This is a genomic window from Sphingobacterium sp. SGG-5, assembly GCF_011043525.1.
Taxonomy (GTDB): domain Bacteria; phylum Bacteroidota; class Bacteroidia; order Sphingobacteriales; family Sphingobacteriaceae; genus Sphingobacterium.
Window position 1 is genome coordinate 386,627 of the sequence record NZ_JAAKGO010000004.1, and the last position, 15,315, is coordinate 401,941.

Sequence of the window (15,315 nt, forward strand, 5' to 3'; positions counted from 1 at the left end):
TGACTTTTTTCAAAAATAGCAATTTTTTGTGTTTAAATTTACCGCATGACATTAGTCCAACTTGAATATATTGTCGCCGTGGATACCTATAAAAGTTTTGTATCCGCTGCTGAAAAATGTTTCGTCACACAACCGACACTAAGCATGCAGATCCAAAAGCTGGAGGATGCGTTAGGTATTAAAATATTTGACCGCAGTCGGCAACCTATCGTTGCGACAGAGATCGGCGCCCAGGTCATCCAACAGGCGCGTACCATCCTTCGGGAAAGTCAAAAGATAAAAGAAATCATTCAGGTGGAAAAGGGCGAACTGTCAGGCGAGCTTAAGGTGGGCGTTATCCCCACCATTGCACCCTATTTGATGCCCGATGTTATTATGGCTTTCATGAAAAAATATCCTAATGTACAGCTTCAGATATGGGAACATACGACGGAGCGTATCATTGAAGAGCTGAAGAATGGTTTTTTGGATTGCGGGCTGCTGTCAACGCCTTTAGGAGAGAGTGCCATTCAGGAACAGCCGTTGTTTTATGAAACTTTTGTTGCGTATGTATCGGATCAAAGTGAATTGTATAAAAAGAAGATGCTGATACCTGAAGATATTGCCCAAGAGAAACTTTGGCTGCTCAATGAGGGACATTGTATGCGGGGGCAGGTTTTGAGTCTATGCAGTTACCGACACAATCAGTCGTCCTCCGGAAGTTTCGAATACAATACGGGTAGTGTCGAGACGTTAAAACGGATGGTTGAGCTGAATTCCGGCGTAACGATATTACCCGAATTGAGTATCGCAAATTACGATGAAGACCAACTGGCGCACGTCCGGTATTTTAAGTCACCTGAGCCTGTACGCGAAATAAGCCTCGTGACCACCAAAAACTATGTCAAAAAACATGCAGTCACGTCTTTGAAGAACGAAATTCTGCAAGTCGTTCCCGAACGGTTTAAGACAAAGAAGAAGAAAGATATCATGGGGTTTGAATTATAAAATAATTATTACCTTGTACTATGCTTACATTTGCGAATGCCAAGATCAATTTAGGACTTCTGGTTACGGAGAAGCGGCAGGATGGTTATCATAATATCGAAACTATATTTTATCCTATCAAACTGTATGATGTGATTGAGATTACGGCCGCTGATGTATTTCAGTTCCGTACGGAAGGCTTAGTAATTACGCCAGATGGACAAAATCTGTGCGAAAAAGCCTATCGCCTGCTGTATCAGGATTTTGATATAAAACCTGTCGTCATTGATCTGCTGAAAAATATTCCTATAGGGGCAGGGCTGGGGGGAGGTTCTTCAGATGGGACGCATGTCTTAAAACTTCTGAATGAAATGAATGGTCTGGGGTTGTCCGATGAAGAATTGAAGGCCTATGCGGTACAGCTAGGTGCCGATTGCCCTTTCTTTATTGACAATAAACCGGTATTTGCATCGGGGATAGGCACCACTTTCGAGGCCATCGATATACAGTTATCATCCTATTGTATTGTCATTATTAAGCCAGATATCCATATTTCTACTGTCGAGGCCTATCGGTCGGTTATTCCACAGAGACCGACTGTCGACCTACGTGAGGCGATGCGCCTACCTATACAGGAATGGAAGTACCATATCGTGAATGATTTCGAACTCGGCATATTCCAAAAATACCCGCACATCGAGAAAATTAAATATACTCTTTATGAGAAAGGAGCATTATATGCGGCGATGTCCGGGTCAGGATCTGCAATATTTGGTATCTTTGAAGAAGAGCCTTATCTGGAAGATCTGAATAGCTTGGGCAGAATATATTATCCGGTGGAATTGTAAATACGGTCGTATGCTCCAATAAAATCTTTACGCATACGGACAAAATTTTCCAAGACTCCATTGATAAACGTTTCATCCAACAACTCGAACACGCCGTTTACACCGCCGATAATATCCATTTCGGCGATTTTAAAAGACTGTTCGAGGTTGCCTTGCTCAAATTTGACGATAAACTTCTGGTTCATGCCAAAAATTGAAATTTTGCAGTCGGGGTGGGGTAGTTCGGCAAGTGCTCTCATCGTTACACTACACCTTGTGCCTTCATGGCATTCGCCACTTTAATGAAACCACCGACGTTAGCTCCTCTTAGGTAATTAATATAACCGTTATCTTCCTTACCGTACCGAACACAGGTTTTGTGGATATTTTCCATGATAGCTTTAAGACGGCTGTCTACTTTGCTCGTCGCCCATTGCTGACGGATAGAATTTTGAGACATTTCGAGTCCGGATACCGCTACACCGCCGGCATTTGCAGCCTTACCAGGTGCAAAATGAACTTTTGCTTTATGGAATACTTTAATAGCTTCTGCGGTGGATGGCATGTTCGCTCCCTCTCCGATACATTTGCATCCATTTTTTATTAACCGCTTCGCATCAGCTTCATCGAGCTCATTTTGTGTAGCACACGGCAAAGCGATGTCGCATTTGAACTGCCAAGGCTTTTCACCTTCATGATAGGTGGCCGATTTGAATTTACGTGGATATTTGTTGAGATCTCTGCCTAATGTTTGTATATACGCCAATTTCTCTAATGTTAATCCCTCCTTATCGTACAGCGTACCTTGACTATTGGATAGCGTGATTACTTTTGCGCCGAGACCAATTGCTTTCTCTGCCGCAAAGTAGGCTACGTTTCCGGCACCTGATATCGTTATTACTTTACCTTCGAGAGATTCATTGTTAAAGTCGTAGATACATTCGACGAAGTACAAAAGACCATATCCGGTCGCTTCAGGTCTAATATATGAACCACCCCATTGCACGCCTTTGCCCGTTAAGACACCCGTAAAGCAGTTTTGTATCCGTTTATACTGCCCGAATAAATAGCCAATTTCGCGTGTACCGACGCCGATGTCTCCTGCTGGCACATCAGTTTCAGCACCAATGTGACGGTAAAGTTCGGTCATGAAAGACTGGCAAAAACGCATAATCTCATTGTCGGACTTTCCTTTAGGATCAAAGTCAGAACCACCTTTTCCACCACCGATAGGTAGACTTGTCAGCGAATTCTTAAAGACTTGCTCGAATGCCAAAAATTTCAAAATGCTCAGATTGACATCCGGAGCAAACCGTAGACCACCCTTGTATGGGCCTATGGCACTGTTCATCTGTACTCTGTAGCCCCTGTTAACCTGAATCTGATTATTATCGTCTAACCAAGTCACACGAAAGGAAACTACTCTTTCGGGTTCGACCATACGCTCCAATATCTTTAAGGATGCGAAATCAGGAAAATGTTCGTTGACATAAGGGATAATATCTTCAGCGACTTCAGTGACCGCTTGTAAAAACTCGGGTTCGTGTGGGTTACGCAGTTCTACGTGTTTGATGAAATTTTTAAGAGATAGCATTGTTATTTATAAACTTTTGATATGAAGGTCTGCGAATCTAATAAAAATATATGGAACATGCTAATTGTATTAAATTTTTGCAATTTATTCAGTCTATTGTTGTCAATTCATTATCCTATTACCTTCAAAGGGTTCGACATGCACAAAAACATTAGATATACTGGGTATCTGATCCATCAAATAGTCTTTCAAAGCGTGTGCAATCGCGTGTCCCTCGCGAACACTGAGATGGGGATCGACAACGGCGTGGATATCTACGATAAAAGACATTCCAATTTTCCGGACAAAACATTTTTCCGTATCGATCACACCATGGACTTGCAATGATTTTTGTTTGATCTTATCGACTAAATTTTCATATAAATTTTCATCCATAATTTCGCCTAAGGCGGGACGGAAAATACGGTAACAATTGTACAGGATAAAGGCGGAGGCCACAAGAGCTGCCCAATCGTCCGCGTATTCATAACCTTCTCCCAACCATAATGCGACGGAGATACCGATAAATGCAGCAATAGAGGTAATGGCATCGCTTCGGTGGTGCCAGGCATCGGCCTTAAGAGAACTACTATTTAAAGCTTTGCTTTTACGGATGACAACTTGGTAAGACGCCTCTTTCCACAAAATAATGACACCTAAGACAATTAGCGTCCAGGCCTGGGGCGGTTCATGCGGCGTTCTTAGATTGAGGATACTTTGATAGGCGATGACTGTCGCCGAGATAACCAGAAAGATAACAATGACAAAGGTAATTAACGGTTCAATACGGCCGTGTCCATAGGGGTGCGTATCATCCGCAGGTCGTTTAGAGTATTTAATGCCCAATAAAACGAGGACGGATGAGAAAATATCGGTTGTCGATTCGATGGCATCGGCAATCAAAGCAAACGAATTCCCGAAAAAACCCGCTAACCATTTTACAACAGCCAAACCTAAATTGCCAATGATACTAAAATATGCTGTACGGATAGCCTTATCTGCGTTACTCGACATCACCCCCTTGATTTTAATGCAAAATACATAATTTATTTAATATTTTGAATGCGGTCGATACAGCGATTTACGTTTTAGAATCCGGTAAATGATAAGTTGCAATCAATTGATTATCTGTGTGAGTTACCATTTTTACATTTGAAAATTTTATTTCTGTCTCCTGATTGGTTATTACAGGGATCTTTAGGTTTTTATTAAAGTGTTTGACTTCACTCTTTTTGGCATTTGTCCTTCGTTCAGCAATAAAGTTAGCGTGTTGATCAATACGGTTTTGTATAATGGCGTTATAAAAGCTAATTGGCGTAGACACGATATTATCTGTTATAATATTTAAAAACAAAGGATCAATTTCATAGCCAATACTGTTTCTTTGGGAAGCAATAGCTGCTAAGCATGTTGTCCCCGTACCCAAGAATGGATCTAAAACAGTATCACCTTGTAAGGAATACATATGGATTAATCTATAAGGTATCTCAAAAGGATAGGCAGCGCTTCGTTTTCGTGTATCCGAATTGTCTATTTTTTGTTTTGTTCCTTTTAAATCCCACAAGTCAGAGAACCAAACATTTCTTTCTTCCCAGAAGAAGGAACTTTCTTTTCGTCGCAACTTTTCGCTTTCCGTATTGAATTGTCTTTTTCCGCCTTTTCTGAAAATCAGGATCCACTCATGCTCTAGGGTGACATAAGCGCCTGCGGGAAGCATTCCTGATCCCATAAATTTATTCGGCGCATTGGTTTGTTTCCGCCAAAGGATATTTGGCAAGTTTGACATGCCTAATTTTTGAAATGCGCCTATAATTCTTGAATGATTGGGATACAATGAAAATTCACCATTTATAGTCCGGGTCGCATCACCGATATTAATACATGCAAAACAGCCTGGCATTAAGACTCTTTCAACTTCTGCCCAGACTTTATCAAGTTCGGCATGCATCAGTTCAAAAGCATGATGCCCATCATTTTGATCTAATGCATCTTGAACTGCCGGATTTTGTTTCGCCATAATCTCATCCCACATGGCTATCATTGGATATGGCGGTGATGTAACTACCAACGCAATAGAATTGTCTTCCAGCTGTTCCATATGCTGAGCAGCGCTAATGATTATGCGGTGTTTTGTAGCATGATGATTCATGCATGCAAAGCTATAAAATAAATTGAGAGTTCGTTCTCAGAAAAAAGATAATGGAAAGTCAAATAATTCATATTATGTTAAATAGTATTGCATGCGCTTTTTTTACCGCTTACCTCCAAGGGTAAAAAAGCCCTCAAAAATAACATTGAGAGCTTTCTTATTTACGGATTGTATTATATTTTTATGCAAAATCTTCTACAATTAATGCACCAACAGTCAGATTATTACGCGGGTCGACAATAATTGCTCTTGCATTTTCCGGAAAATCTCGATTTAAATCAAATACTACATCATCTGCAGCCTTAACAACAATACGGCCTATGTCATTTAAGCGAATATCTTCATCATAAATGCGTTCTTGCGTATTCACATCAAACTTATACAGAATCTCAGGAATTTTGATTTTGGTAACCTTACTGTGATTTTGCAGCAGATAAACTTGATTCATATCTAATGCCTTATTTTCAAACCAGCTAATATTGGCTTCAAACGACCGTTCTGAAAGAGCCGCATTTGTTGCGCTGACGATGAAATCTCCTCTGGAAATATCAATGTCGTCACTCAGATGTAAGATCACCGACTGTCCGTTATGCGCAGCATCCAACTCGATTTGATTCAGTTCGATACTTTTTATGGAACTCCGCACACCACTCGGCAATACAACGACTTCGTCACCTACTGTCAGCCCCTCTCCTAATACCCTTCCCGCATAACCTCTATAATCAGGTAATTCTGCAGTTTGTGGACGTATAACCCATTGTACAGGGAAACGCCAAGAAGAATTATTTTTTTCCTCAAACTCAACATTTTCGAGATAATCAAGTAACGTTGGCCCCGTATACCACGAAATACGATCCGACTTCGCAACAATATTATCCCCTTTTAATGCCGAAACAGGAATGAAGTCTACATGTTCGAGTTTTAGATTGCGTGCTAATTTTTCATAATCTGTCTTGATATTTTCGAATACGGCCTGCTCATAGTCTACCATATCCATTTTATTGACACACACAAGCACCTGTTTCAAGGACAATAGTTTTGCAATAAAAGAATGTCGTTTGGTTTGTTCGATAACCCCCTTACGTGCATCGACTAAAATGATAATCAAATCTGAATTGGACGCTCCTGTTATCATATTCCTTGTGTATTGAATATGACCGGGTGCATCTGCGATGATAAATTTGCGCCGCTCTGTCTGGAAGTATTTATAAGCGACATCGATGGTGATACCTTGCTCACGCTCCGCTTTCAATCCGTCTGTCAGGATAGCTAAATCTACCGTTCCGTCATCATTCTTGCGGTTTGCTTTTTGAATAGCCTCCAGCTGGTCGTCCAAAATAGAATTTGTATCGTATAGTAAACGGCCTATCAGTGTACTCTTACCGTCATCTACCGATCCTGCCGTTATAAATTTTAATATATTCATTTTATTGTAGTATTGAGTATTGAGTATTGAGATCTTTATAGTTCGCAATACGCTTATCATATCAAAAATATCCCTGCTTCTTTCGTTCTTCCATCGCCGCCTCCGACACCTTGTCGTCCATCCGCGCTCCCCGTTCACTGACCGTTGAAGCTTTTATTTCTGCAATAATATCATCCAACTCCACCGCTTGCGAACTTACAGCAGCTGTACATGTCATATCACCTACTGTTCTAAACCTTACTGATCTATGTTCTACTCTATCCTCTGCATCGATATTAAGGCAATCTGCTGCAGCCATCCACTGTCCGTTACGTAAAACAACATCTCTCTCGTGACTAAAATAGATAGAGGGAAGTGCTATGTTCTCTCGCTTGATGTAATTCCACACATCCAACTCCGTCCAGTTGGAGATGGGAAATACCCGCACATTCTCACCTTTATGGATTCGGCCGTTAAATATATTCCATAGCTCTGGTCGTTGTCGTTTAGGATCCCACTGACCGAACTCATCTCTTACTGAAAAAATTCGTTCCTTAGCACGGGCCTTTTCCTCATCACGGCGGGCACCTCCTATACAAGCGTCAAAACTATGTTTTTCGATAGTATCTAATAGGGTGACGATCTGCAATGGATTTCTACTGGCATTTTTTCCTTTCTGCTCAATAACTTTGCCCGCATTGATACTATCCTGCACCAAGCCCACAATGAGCTTCTCTCCTGTTTGTTCGATCAGCCAATCTCGAAAAGCAATCGTCTCGGGGAAATTATGCCCTGTATCGATATGCACGAGCGGAAAAGGAAATTTTCCGGGACGGAATGCTTTTTTTGCTAAATGAACTAAAGTAATACTATCTTTCCCACCGGAAAACAAAAGCGCTGGATTTTCAAACTGTCCGGCAACTTCCCGGAGTATATAAATGGCTTCTGCTTCTAAATGATCTAAGTAATCCATTCTTAATTTTAATAAGTTACAAGGGTTATGCTAATTTTAATTTGTTGCATGTAATCCACATTCTTTTTTACTTCTATCTTCCCACCACCACCTGCCGGCACGAAAATCTTCTCCCGGCAGTATAGCTCTTGTGCAAGGTTGACATCCTATACTTGGGAAACCTTTATCATGTAGGGGATTATAGGGAACGTGATGTTGTTTTAGAAAGTCTTCCACCTCGGATAAGGTCCAGTGAAACAAAGGATGAATCTTTATGATTTGGTTCGCATCATCCCACTCGATAAAGTCCATATCTTCTCTGTTGGCTGACTGCTCTGCGCGGATACCTGTGATCCAGACTTCATATCCCTGGATAGCCCGTTTAAGTGGTTCTATTTTCCGGATGTAACAGCATTCTTTGCGGTTTTCCACACTTTCATAAAAGCTGGATGGACCTTTTTCTGTCACTAAGCGTTCTACCGCGGTTGTATTTGGATAATACGCTTTAATCGGCAATCCATATTTTTCCAATGTTCTGTTCCATACATAATATGTCTCCGGAAACAATCGACCGGTCTCCAAGGTAAAAACCGACGCTTTGGTTTCGGCTTCAGCAAGCATATGTGTGATAACCTGATCCTCAATGCCAAACGAAGTGGAAAAAACTGCCTTTTCGCCGTATTTGTCTGAGATAAATTGAATAATTTGGCGAGCATCTAACGCTGCTAATTCCTTTTTTAAACTCGCTATCATGATCTGTTCTTATCTACTAATTCTTGTGTATGTGCATTGAGTACTTTAATTTTCTCTTGAAGATCGCCTTTTAGCTGGTCTCGCATCTGTTGCATAAGAACCAAAGCTTCATCAATTTCCTCCGGTACGATAGCTTGGAGAATTTCTTTCAATCGTTTGGCCATTGTTGGTGATTTGCCATTGGTCGAAATACCAATTTTCAAATTTCCCTTTTGTACAACCGAACCTAAATAGAAATCACATAATGTCGGCTTATCTGCTACATTAAGTAGTATATTTCTCGCTATTGTTAATTGCCGGATCTGCGCATTCAACCGTTCGTTGTTGGTTGCTAAAACGACTAATCCTATATTTTCCAAGTCCTCTACCTCAAAGCTTCGCTGACTTAAAGATGCTGTAGGCTTGTCGGCCAGAAATGCACGGACCTCTTCATCTACTCTTTCGGCCACGATATATACATGTGCTTGCGGTGAATTTCGAAAAATAGCTTGTAACTTTTCCAATCCAACCGGCCCCGCTCCCACTAATAGCGTCCGGACCTGATCCATCTTGACATATATGGGAAACAACGTGTTCATTAAATTTCAAGCAACTGTATTTCGTTACGTAGTCTATTGAAAGACTGATGTTTACTCACTACTTCTCCTAAAATAATAATAGCAGGAACACCCAATAAATTCTTATGTACTTCCGCCAAAATAGTATCTACTGTACCTACTGCTACGCGCTCCGTAGGCAACGATCCATTTTGGATCAATGCGATAGGCAATTCGCCACGCCCGTTTTCTTGATATAAAGCTATTATCTGTTGAAGTTTGGAATATCCCATCAATACAACCACTGTTGCATTGGTATGGACGGCCTTGTATAGATCGTCTGACAATCTTCCATCAGAAGTTGACCCCGTAATCACCCAGAAGCTCTCACTAATACCGCGATATGTCAACGGAATTTGTTGTAGCCCGGTAAGCCCTACAGACGAGGAAATACCAGGAATAACCGCGGTCGGAATATCAAATTGACGAATGTAATCTAACTCTTCGCCTCCTCGGCCAAATACAAAAGGATCGCCTCCTTTCAACCGAACAACATGTCCATATGTCAAGGCGTAATCCACCATGAGCTTATTGATATAATCCTGCGAGGTCGATAGCCTCTCCGCCCGCTTTCCCACATAGATCTTGGTACATGTAGATTTAGTATGCTCCAATATCTCTTTATTGACTAAAGCATCATAAAGAATAACATCTGCACCCTGTATAGCTTTTATACCTTTCAAGGTAATCAAATCAGGATCTCCCGGGCCCGCCCCTACTAATGTTACTTTTGGTTCAATATGTTTGTTTTGTTGCATGATTACTTTGCTAATACAGCTTCTCGCTGTAACTTAGTTTGTTCTAAAAACTGTTGAGCTTGTGCATAATAAGCCTTTGCAAAATCCTCTGTCGGCTCATTTTTGCTCATCTGAAGCACCAACTCCGAAAAGCTTTGACCAAAGTTAAATTCTCCTGAATCCACAAAGTAGTTGTCAAAATCTTTGATAATGCCTATTTGTGTACTGCTATGCACCTGTTTGTCTAACAGTAATGCTTTTGCCCCATTGATAAAGGAACTATACGTATGATAGATCCCGTCAGAATATGCTTGATTTTGAATAGAGAGGTCTGCCAAGTACAGTTTTTCTTCGGAATCGTTTAGTAGCGCTGCGACCAAGTCAATAATGACACCAGCACATTCGCCAACACCAATAGCTCTTACAAATTCCTCATCCTGCCCCCAGTCGATATAATCTTCAGCCACTACTGTACTTTGGTCGGCAATAGGCTTCAACAACTGATAAAAATAGTCTTTGCCTAACCCATCGTAGTAATGCAGAAAACTTTGATAATCCTGTGCTTTGGAACTGTAGTCATCTAATATCGTACGCAACACTTCCGGTGCTCTTCTTGACGGAACCTTGATCACTTTATCTGCTGCCCGGCCTTCACCATTGCCGACAGCCCCCCCGCCTAACAATACTTGTACTGTTGGCATGATCTTTCCATTCACTTTCATCGAGCTACCGTGAAAGCCGATGTGTGCAATACCATGCTGACCACAGCTGTTCATACAACCGCTGATTTTTATTTTAATTTCTTTGTTATACACAAAGTCGGCGTACTCTTCATATATCACAGATTCCAATACGCGGGACAATTCCATAGAGTTCGAAATTCCCAGATTACAGGTGTCTGTTCCGGGACAAGTTGTCACATCCGCGATACTGTCATGTCCCGGTTCGGTCAATCCTAATGCATCCAATGCTAAGAATAATTCCGCGAGATTGTCTTTCCGGACATATTTCAGTAATAAGCCTTGATTGATAGTCACACGCATATCATCGGCTACGATATGTCTTACAGACGCCACAAGTTTCCGCGCTGTAGCTGTAGACATATCTCCGGTTTTGGCTTTTATAAAGACACCGTAAAAACCAGCTTGCTTTTGTTCAAATATATTTGTGGCTAACCATAAGTCATAAGCTAATTGGCGATCAGCCGGAATTTCCACCTGTGTTACCACAGGTTCTGGAATAACAGGTTCTTGTACCGTATTCCGGTCTATTTTGTACGTTTTTACTTTATTGGCAATCTGTTCTTCCGCCGCCATTTTTACAAATTCATCAAAGCCTACCTTGTTTAGCAAGAATTTTAAACGGGCCTTGTTACGGTTGGCACGCTCACCGTATATACCAAATACGCGTACAACAGATTCCGAGAACGGAATAATCAGATCTTCATGCATAAATTCAGATACCGACTGTCCAATATAAGGCTGTGCACCCAAGCTACCACCCAATACAACTTTAAACCCTCTTACTTCCTCACCGTTTTCATATTTCACTTTTGGAATAAAACCAATGTCATGGATAAAAGAAAGTGCTGTATCCTTTTCACTGGAAGAAAAGCCAAACTTAAACTTCCGGCCGAGTTCCATGCTGACAGGATTTCCAAGAAAATATTTAAAGAAGCCGTGAGCATAAGGAGCCACATCAAAAGGTTCATCCGGATCGATACCAGCGATGCAGGAAGCGGTCACGTTCCTTACCGTATTACTACAGGCCTCTCGAATGGTAATATCGTCCTCCGATAGTTTAGCCCATAACTCAGGTGTACGATCTAAGCTCACAAAGTGAATCTGTATATCTTGACGCGTGGTAAAATGCAGATTAGAAGAAGCATATTCGTCGGAGACATCAGCAATCTTGAGCAACTGTTTGAATGTCAGTCTGCCAAAAGGTATCTTGATACGCACCATTTGCACGCCCGGTTGACGTTGACCATAAATACCACGAGCCAATCTTAATGATTTAAATTTGTCTTCAACAATCTTCCCTTCTCTATAGGCTCGGATGTTGTTGTCTAAATCAATGATTTCCTGCGGGACAACCGGATTTTCCAATTCTGTTCGAAAGCTTAGCATACTTAAATTCTGTTGTACTTTTTATTCAATAATTAATAGTTCACTCCACACATGTTGTCTATTCTTTTTTTGGAACAACGAAGCAAAGGTAAAAAAATATTTTCAATTAGTCCTATATAATCTACCAAATTAGTATATATTAATAAAGACACAACGAGAAATAGGAACAAATAGGATTAGAAAGACTATATAACGCCGGCGTTTATCAGTTCGGTTTCCATTTCCTGTTGCAGCTTTACCGCTTCTTCCCGAGCCTTTTCAGCAAAGTCTTTACCAGAGGAAGCATAAATGATACCGCGTGTGCTATTGACCAAGAGGCCACAGTCTTTATTCATCCCGTACTTGCACACCTCGTGTAATGAACCTCCCTGAGCACCTACACCCGGCACCAACAAGAAATGATCAGGTGCATGTTCACGAATCTTAAGAAAGGCTTCGCCCCGCGTAGCGCCAACAACATACATCAGATTGTCTATCGTGCCCCAGCTATTCGTGCGATCGATAACTTCTTCAAACAATTGCTTTTGTGCCGGATTGGCGAAATTCTGAAAATCCTTACTTCCTTCGTTAGAAGTCAATGCGAGCACGATGGCCCACTTATCCGGAAAGTCTAAGAAAGGTGTTACCGAATCTTTGCCCATATAAGGGGCTATTGTAATCGCGTCAAAACTCATTCCCGATAGTGTCTGATCAAAAAAGGCCTGTGCATACATCTTGGACGTATTGCCGATATCGCCTCTTTTGGCGTCGGCGATACTTAAGCAAGTGGACGGTAGTACTTGCCAAGTCTTCTCTAAAGTTTGCCACCCCTTAACGCCATAACTCTCATAGAAGGCAATATTCGGTTTATAAGCTACACACAGATCCTCCGTAGCCTCAATAATAGCTTTGTTGAACACAAAAATAGGATCCTCTTCACCAAGCAGATGCTCGGGAATTTTCGTTATGTCTGTATCAAGTCCTACACAAAGGAAAGATCGCTTTGTTTTAATTTGCTGTATTAGCGTTTCTCTGGTCATTCTGTGGTTGAGTCGTCTATAAGCTCTTGAATAAAATCTTCTACGGCTGGTGTACCGAAGTCATACATACCTTCTTGTTTAGCTGCTATTACCCCATTCTTATCCAAAATGACCGTCGTAGGAATAGCACCTCCCAACCATTCCTTAGGAATGTCGTCCTGTGGATAGACAATAGGCAATTGAAGATCACCTTCCGCCAGAAAACGCTTGGTTCCTTCCACGTCATTTTCAATCTCTACGATAAGGAAGATAATATTCGTGTTATCTTTAAACTTGTTATATAAAGTTTGGATAGAAGGCATCTCTTTCCGACAGGGAGGACACCAGGTTGCCCAAAAGTTTATGAATACAACCTTTCCTTTCAAATCCGCGGTGTTTACAATCGTACCTTGTTCATCTTTGAATGTAGCAGAAACGCTTACTTCATTTTGTGTCGGAGCGGTGGATGGAGTTGTAGTCGCCTCTGGCGTTGTTTCATTGGCTGTCTCTTTATTCTTATCGGCATTATTGTTACATGCTGTTAATAGGAGTACCATAATGACGAAAAGCCCGGCTAATCTGTTTTTGTGAACACGCATATTTCTATAGATCAAATTTTTCCAATTGTTTGAGTAAGGTAGCAAAATCTTTGGGATATTCCGCTTCGAAAGCATAATCTTTCCCATGTAAAGTAAAGGATATTGTTTTTGCATGTAGGGCAAACCGCTTAATAATGGGCGTTTCCTCCTCCCCTTTGGATAGCGTAAAACCACGTTTTTTGATTTGTGACAAGTACACGGGTTTACCTTTATACATCGCATCCCCCACGATGGCAGCATGTTGTGTTGCCAAATGAATACGTATCTGGTGCATCCTGCCCGTAATTGGCTTACATTCTACCAATGTATAATGTTTGAAATAGCGAAGACTGTTAAAAATCGTTTCTGCCTGCTTACCTCTTGCACGGTCGATGCTCACATTTTTATTGCCCTGATTTAATATCGGGAGATCTACTTTTAAATTTTCAAACGTGTGGGTACCATCTATGATAGCGTGGTACACTTTATTCACCCGTCTTTTTTCAAACTCGATAGATACTGAACGATAGGTCTCCGGATTTTTAGCAATCAATAACAGGCCAGACGTTTCTTTGTCCAGACGATGGCAGACTTGCGCGTCGGCATGATATTTTTTTGCCAGGCCAAGAATATGAACAGCCCCTCCTTCGCGTTGGTCTAATGAAGCAATAAAGGGCGGTTTATTGATGACAATCAGGTTCTCGTCTTCATAAATAATCAGATCACGAAACTTAGGGAACTTAAATGTACGGACTTCGTTTTCAATCATGGTGCAAAAATAACAAAACAATTCATATATATTATTCCTACTTTTGCAGTAGAACAAACACGAATTTATGTCGGTAAACAAGATCATTAAACGTGTCACGACTTCTACTATTAAAGAAATGAAGGCTCGTGGTGAGAAAATAAGCATGTTGACGGGATACGATTTCTCTACGGCAAGAGCGTTGGACGAAGGAGGAATAGATGTCATCCTCGTAGGCGATTCGGCTGCTAACGTATTTGCGGGCTACGAAACCACGTTACCGATGACCTTGGATCATATGATCTATCACGCCTCTGCGGTGAGCCGGGCGACCAAGCGGGCAATGGTGTTGGTTGATCTTCCATTTGGGGAATACCAGGGCTCCACCGAAAAGGCATATGATGCTGCAGTACGCATGATGAAAGAATCCGGTGCTCATGCTGTCAAAATGGAAGGAGGTATCGAGATCATCGAGAATATTAAAAAAATTGTACAGGCAGGAATTCCTGTATGTGGTCACCTCGGACTGACACCACAGTCTATTTACCAGTTTGGAGATTTTGGTGTTCGCGCTAAAGAACAGGCTGAAGCAACAAAATTAAAATCCGATGCATTGGCGCTGCAGGAGGCGGGATGTTTTGCCCTTGTGCTGGAAAAGATACCAGCACAATTAGCGAAGGACGTAACCGAATCTCTGCACATTCCGACTATTGGTATCGGTGCCGGGAATAGCTGTGATGGGCAGGTACTGGTGGTTAACGATATGCTGGGTATGACAAAAGACTTCAAACCAAAATTTTTGAGGCAATACCTCCATCTCTTTGAGGATATTGCTAAGGCTACAGCACAATATGTTGCGGATGTAAAATCGCAAGATTATCCGGGAGAAAACGAACAATATTAA

At 41.4% G+C, this 15,315-nt stretch carries 16 protein-coding genes; 3 read left to right on the top strand and 13 right to left on the bottom strand.

Translation table 11 applies throughout. The annotated features are described in order from the left end of the window. Nucleotides 1-45: 45 nt before the first annotated feature. Both G5B30_RS08105 and ispE read left to right on the top strand, forming a co-directional pair. Complete coding sequence (locus G5B30_RS08105; protein WP_165319472.1) at nt 46-987, top strand: hydrogen peroxide-inducible genes activator; 942 nt, start codon at nt 46-48, stop codon at nt 985-987. Between the two features lie 20 nt (nt 988-1,007). Continuing rightward, on the top strand, nt 1,008-1,814 hold the full coding sequence (gene ispE, locus G5B30_RS08110; RefSeq protein ID WP_165319473.1) for a 4-(cytidine 5'-diphospho)-2-C-methyl-D-erythritol kinase: 807 nt from the start codon (nt 1,008-1,010) through the stop codon (nt 1,812-1,814). Here the strand turns inward: ispE and G5B30_RS08115 are convergent. The 13 genes from G5B30_RS08115 to G5B30_RS08175 form a co-directional block, all read right to left on the bottom strand. Beyond that, nucleotides 1,796-2,053 carry a hypothetical protein gene (locus G5B30_RS08115; RefSeq protein WP_165319474.1) on the bottom strand — a complete coding sequence of 86 codons (258 nt, stop codon included), beginning with the start codon at nt 2,051-2,053 and terminating at the stop codon, nt 1,796-1,798. The two genes, ispE and G5B30_RS08115, sit on opposite strands and share 19 nt — an antisense overlap. Nucleotides 2,054-2,055: 2 nt before the next feature. Further along, nucleotides 2,056-3,387, bottom strand: a complete 1,332-nt coding sequence (gene gdhA, locus G5B30_RS08120; RefSeq protein WP_165319475.1) for an NADP-specific glutamate dehydrogenase — start codon at nt 3,385-3,387, stop codon at nt 2,056-2,058. A gap of 102 nt (nt 3,388-3,489) precedes the next feature. Then, complete coding sequence (locus G5B30_RS08125) at nt 3,490-4,380, bottom strand: cation diffusion facilitator family transporter (RefSeq protein ID WP_165319476.1); 891 nt, start codon at nt 4,378-4,380, stop codon at nt 3,490-3,492. Between the two features lie 67 nt (nt 4,381-4,447). Beyond that, complete coding sequence (locus G5B30_RS08130) at nt 4,448-5,464, bottom strand: DNA-methyltransferase (RefSeq protein WP_165319477.1); 1,017 nt, start codon at nt 5,462-5,464, stop codon at nt 4,448-4,450. 232 nt (nt 5,465-5,696) lie between these two features. Beyond that, nucleotides 5,697-6,941, bottom strand: coding sequence for a sulfate adenylyltransferase subunit 1 (locus G5B30_RS08135; protein ID WP_206367052.1), 1,245 nt, complete (start codon nt 6,939-6,941; stop codon nt 5,697-5,699). A 61-nt stretch (nt 6,942-7,002) separates the two neighbouring features. Then, the gene (cysD, locus tag G5B30_RS08140) at nt 7,003-7,893 is read right to left on the bottom strand and encodes a sulfate adenylyltransferase subunit CysD (RefSeq protein ID WP_165319479.1); all 891 of its coding nucleotides are present in this window, start codon (nt 7,891-7,893) and stop codon (nt 7,003-7,005) included. A gap of 36 nt (nt 7,894-7,929) precedes the next feature. Continuing rightward, nucleotides 7,930-8,628, bottom strand: coding sequence for a phosphoadenylyl-sulfate reductase (locus tag G5B30_RS08145; protein WP_410528440.1), 699 nt, complete (start codon nt 8,626-8,628; stop codon nt 7,930-7,932). Continuing rightward, nucleotides 8,622-9,203, bottom strand: coding sequence for a bifunctional precorrin-2 dehydrogenase/sirohydrochlorin ferrochelatase (locus G5B30_RS08150; RefSeq protein WP_165319481.1), 582 nt, complete (start codon nt 9,201-9,203; stop codon nt 8,622-8,624). The genes G5B30_RS08145 and G5B30_RS08150 overlap by 7 nt, the downstream gene beginning before the upstream one ends. Next, complete coding sequence (gene cobA, locus G5B30_RS08155; protein WP_165319482.1) at nt 9,203-9,979, bottom strand: uroporphyrinogen-III C-methyltransferase; 777 nt, start codon at nt 9,977-9,979, stop codon at nt 9,203-9,205. Before cobA ends, G5B30_RS08150 begins: the two co-directional genes overlap by 1 nt. Before the next feature lie 2 nt (nt 9,980-9,981). After that, nucleotides 9,982-12,087 carry a nitrite reductase gene (locus G5B30_RS08160; RefSeq protein WP_165319483.1) on the bottom strand — a complete coding sequence of 702 codons (2,106 nt, stop codon included), beginning with the start codon at nt 12,085-12,087 and terminating at the stop codon, nt 9,982-9,984. A 185-nt stretch (nt 12,088-12,272) separates the two neighbouring features. Then, nucleotides 12,273-13,106, bottom strand: coding sequence for an orotidine-5'-phosphate decarboxylase (gene pyrF, locus G5B30_RS08165; RefSeq protein ID WP_165319484.1), 834 nt, complete (start codon nt 13,104-13,106; stop codon nt 12,273-12,275). Beyond that, nucleotides 13,103-13,684: a TlpA family protein disulfide reductase gene (locus G5B30_RS08170; RefSeq protein WP_165319485.1), complete on the bottom strand. Its 582-nt coding sequence runs from the start codon at nt 13,682-13,684 to the stop codon at nt 13,103-13,105. Before G5B30_RS08170 ends, pyrF begins: the two co-directional genes overlap by 4 nt. A 4-nt stretch (nt 13,685-13,688) precedes the next feature. Then, nucleotides 13,689-14,432, bottom strand: a complete 744-nt coding sequence (locus G5B30_RS08175; RefSeq protein ID WP_165319486.1) for an RluA family pseudouridine synthase — start codon at nt 14,430-14,432, stop codon at nt 13,689-13,691. A gap of 67 nt (nt 14,433-14,499) precedes the next feature. Here G5B30_RS08175 and panB point away from each other — a divergent pair, with 67 nt between their 5' ends. Next, the gene (panB, locus tag G5B30_RS08180; protein ID WP_165319487.1) at nt 14,500-15,315 is read left to right on the top strand and encodes a 3-methyl-2-oxobutanoate hydroxymethyltransferase; all 816 of its coding nucleotides are present in this window, start codon (nt 14,500-14,502) and stop codon (nt 15,313-15,315) included.

Excerpts from the sequence above, each read along its gene's own strand:
- G5B30_RS08130 (WP_165319477.1), bottom strand. The coding sequence starts at position 5,464 with ATGGAACAGCTGGAAGACAATTCTATTGCGTTGGTAGTTACATCACCG.
- G5B30_RS08105 (WP_165319472.1), top strand. The coding sequence starts at position 46 with ATGACATTAGTCCAACTTGAATATATTGTCGCCGTGGATACCTATAAA.
- panB (WP_165319487.1), top strand. The coding sequence starts at position 14,500 with ATGTCGGTAAACAAGATCATTAAACGTGTCACGACTTCTACTATTAAA.
- G5B30_RS08160 (WP_165319483.1), bottom strand. The coding sequence starts at position 12,087 with ATGCTAAGCTTTCGAACAGAATTGGAAAATCCGGTTGTCCCGCAGGAA.
- gdhA (WP_165319475.1), bottom strand. The coding sequence starts at position 3,387 with ATGCTATCTCTTAAAAATTTCATCAAACACGTAGAACTGCGTAACCCA.
- G5B30_RS08170 (WP_165319485.1), bottom strand. The coding sequence starts at position 13,684 with ATGCGTGTTCACAAAAACAGATTAGCCGGGCTTTTCGTCATTATGGTA.
- G5B30_RS08150 (WP_165319481.1), bottom strand. The coding sequence starts at position 9,203 with ATGAACACGTTGTTTCCCATATATGTCAAGATGGATCAGGTCCGGACG.
- ispE (WP_165319473.1), top strand. The coding sequence starts at position 1,008 with ATGCTTACATTTGCGAATGCCAAGATCAATTTAGGACTTCTGGTTACG.
- G5B30_RS08125 (WP_165319476.1), bottom strand. The coding sequence starts at position 4,380 with ATGTCGAGTAACGCAGATAAGGCTATCCGTACAGCATATTTTAGTATC.
- cysD (WP_165319479.1), bottom strand. The coding sequence starts at position 7,893 with ATGGATTACTTAGATCATTTAGAAGCAGAAGCCATTTATATACTCCGG.
- G5B30_RS08115 (WP_165319474.1), bottom strand. The coding sequence starts at position 2,053 with ATGAGAGCACTTGCCGAACTACCCCACCCCGACTGCAAAATTTCAATT.
- cobA (WP_165319482.1), bottom strand. The coding sequence starts at position 9,979 with ATGCAACAAAACAAACATATTGAACCAAAAGTAACATTAGTAGGGGCG.
- pyrF (WP_165319484.1), bottom strand. The coding sequence starts at position 13,106 with ATGACCAGAGAAACGCTAATACAGCAAATTAAAACAAAGCGATCTTTC.
- G5B30_RS08175 (WP_165319486.1), bottom strand. The coding sequence starts at position 14,432 with ATGATTGAAAACGAAGTCCGTACATTTAAGTTCCCTAAGTTTCGTGAT.
- G5B30_RS08135 (WP_206367052.1), bottom strand. The coding sequence starts at position 6,941 with ATGAATATATTAAAATTTATAACGGCAGGATCGGTAGATGACGGTAAG.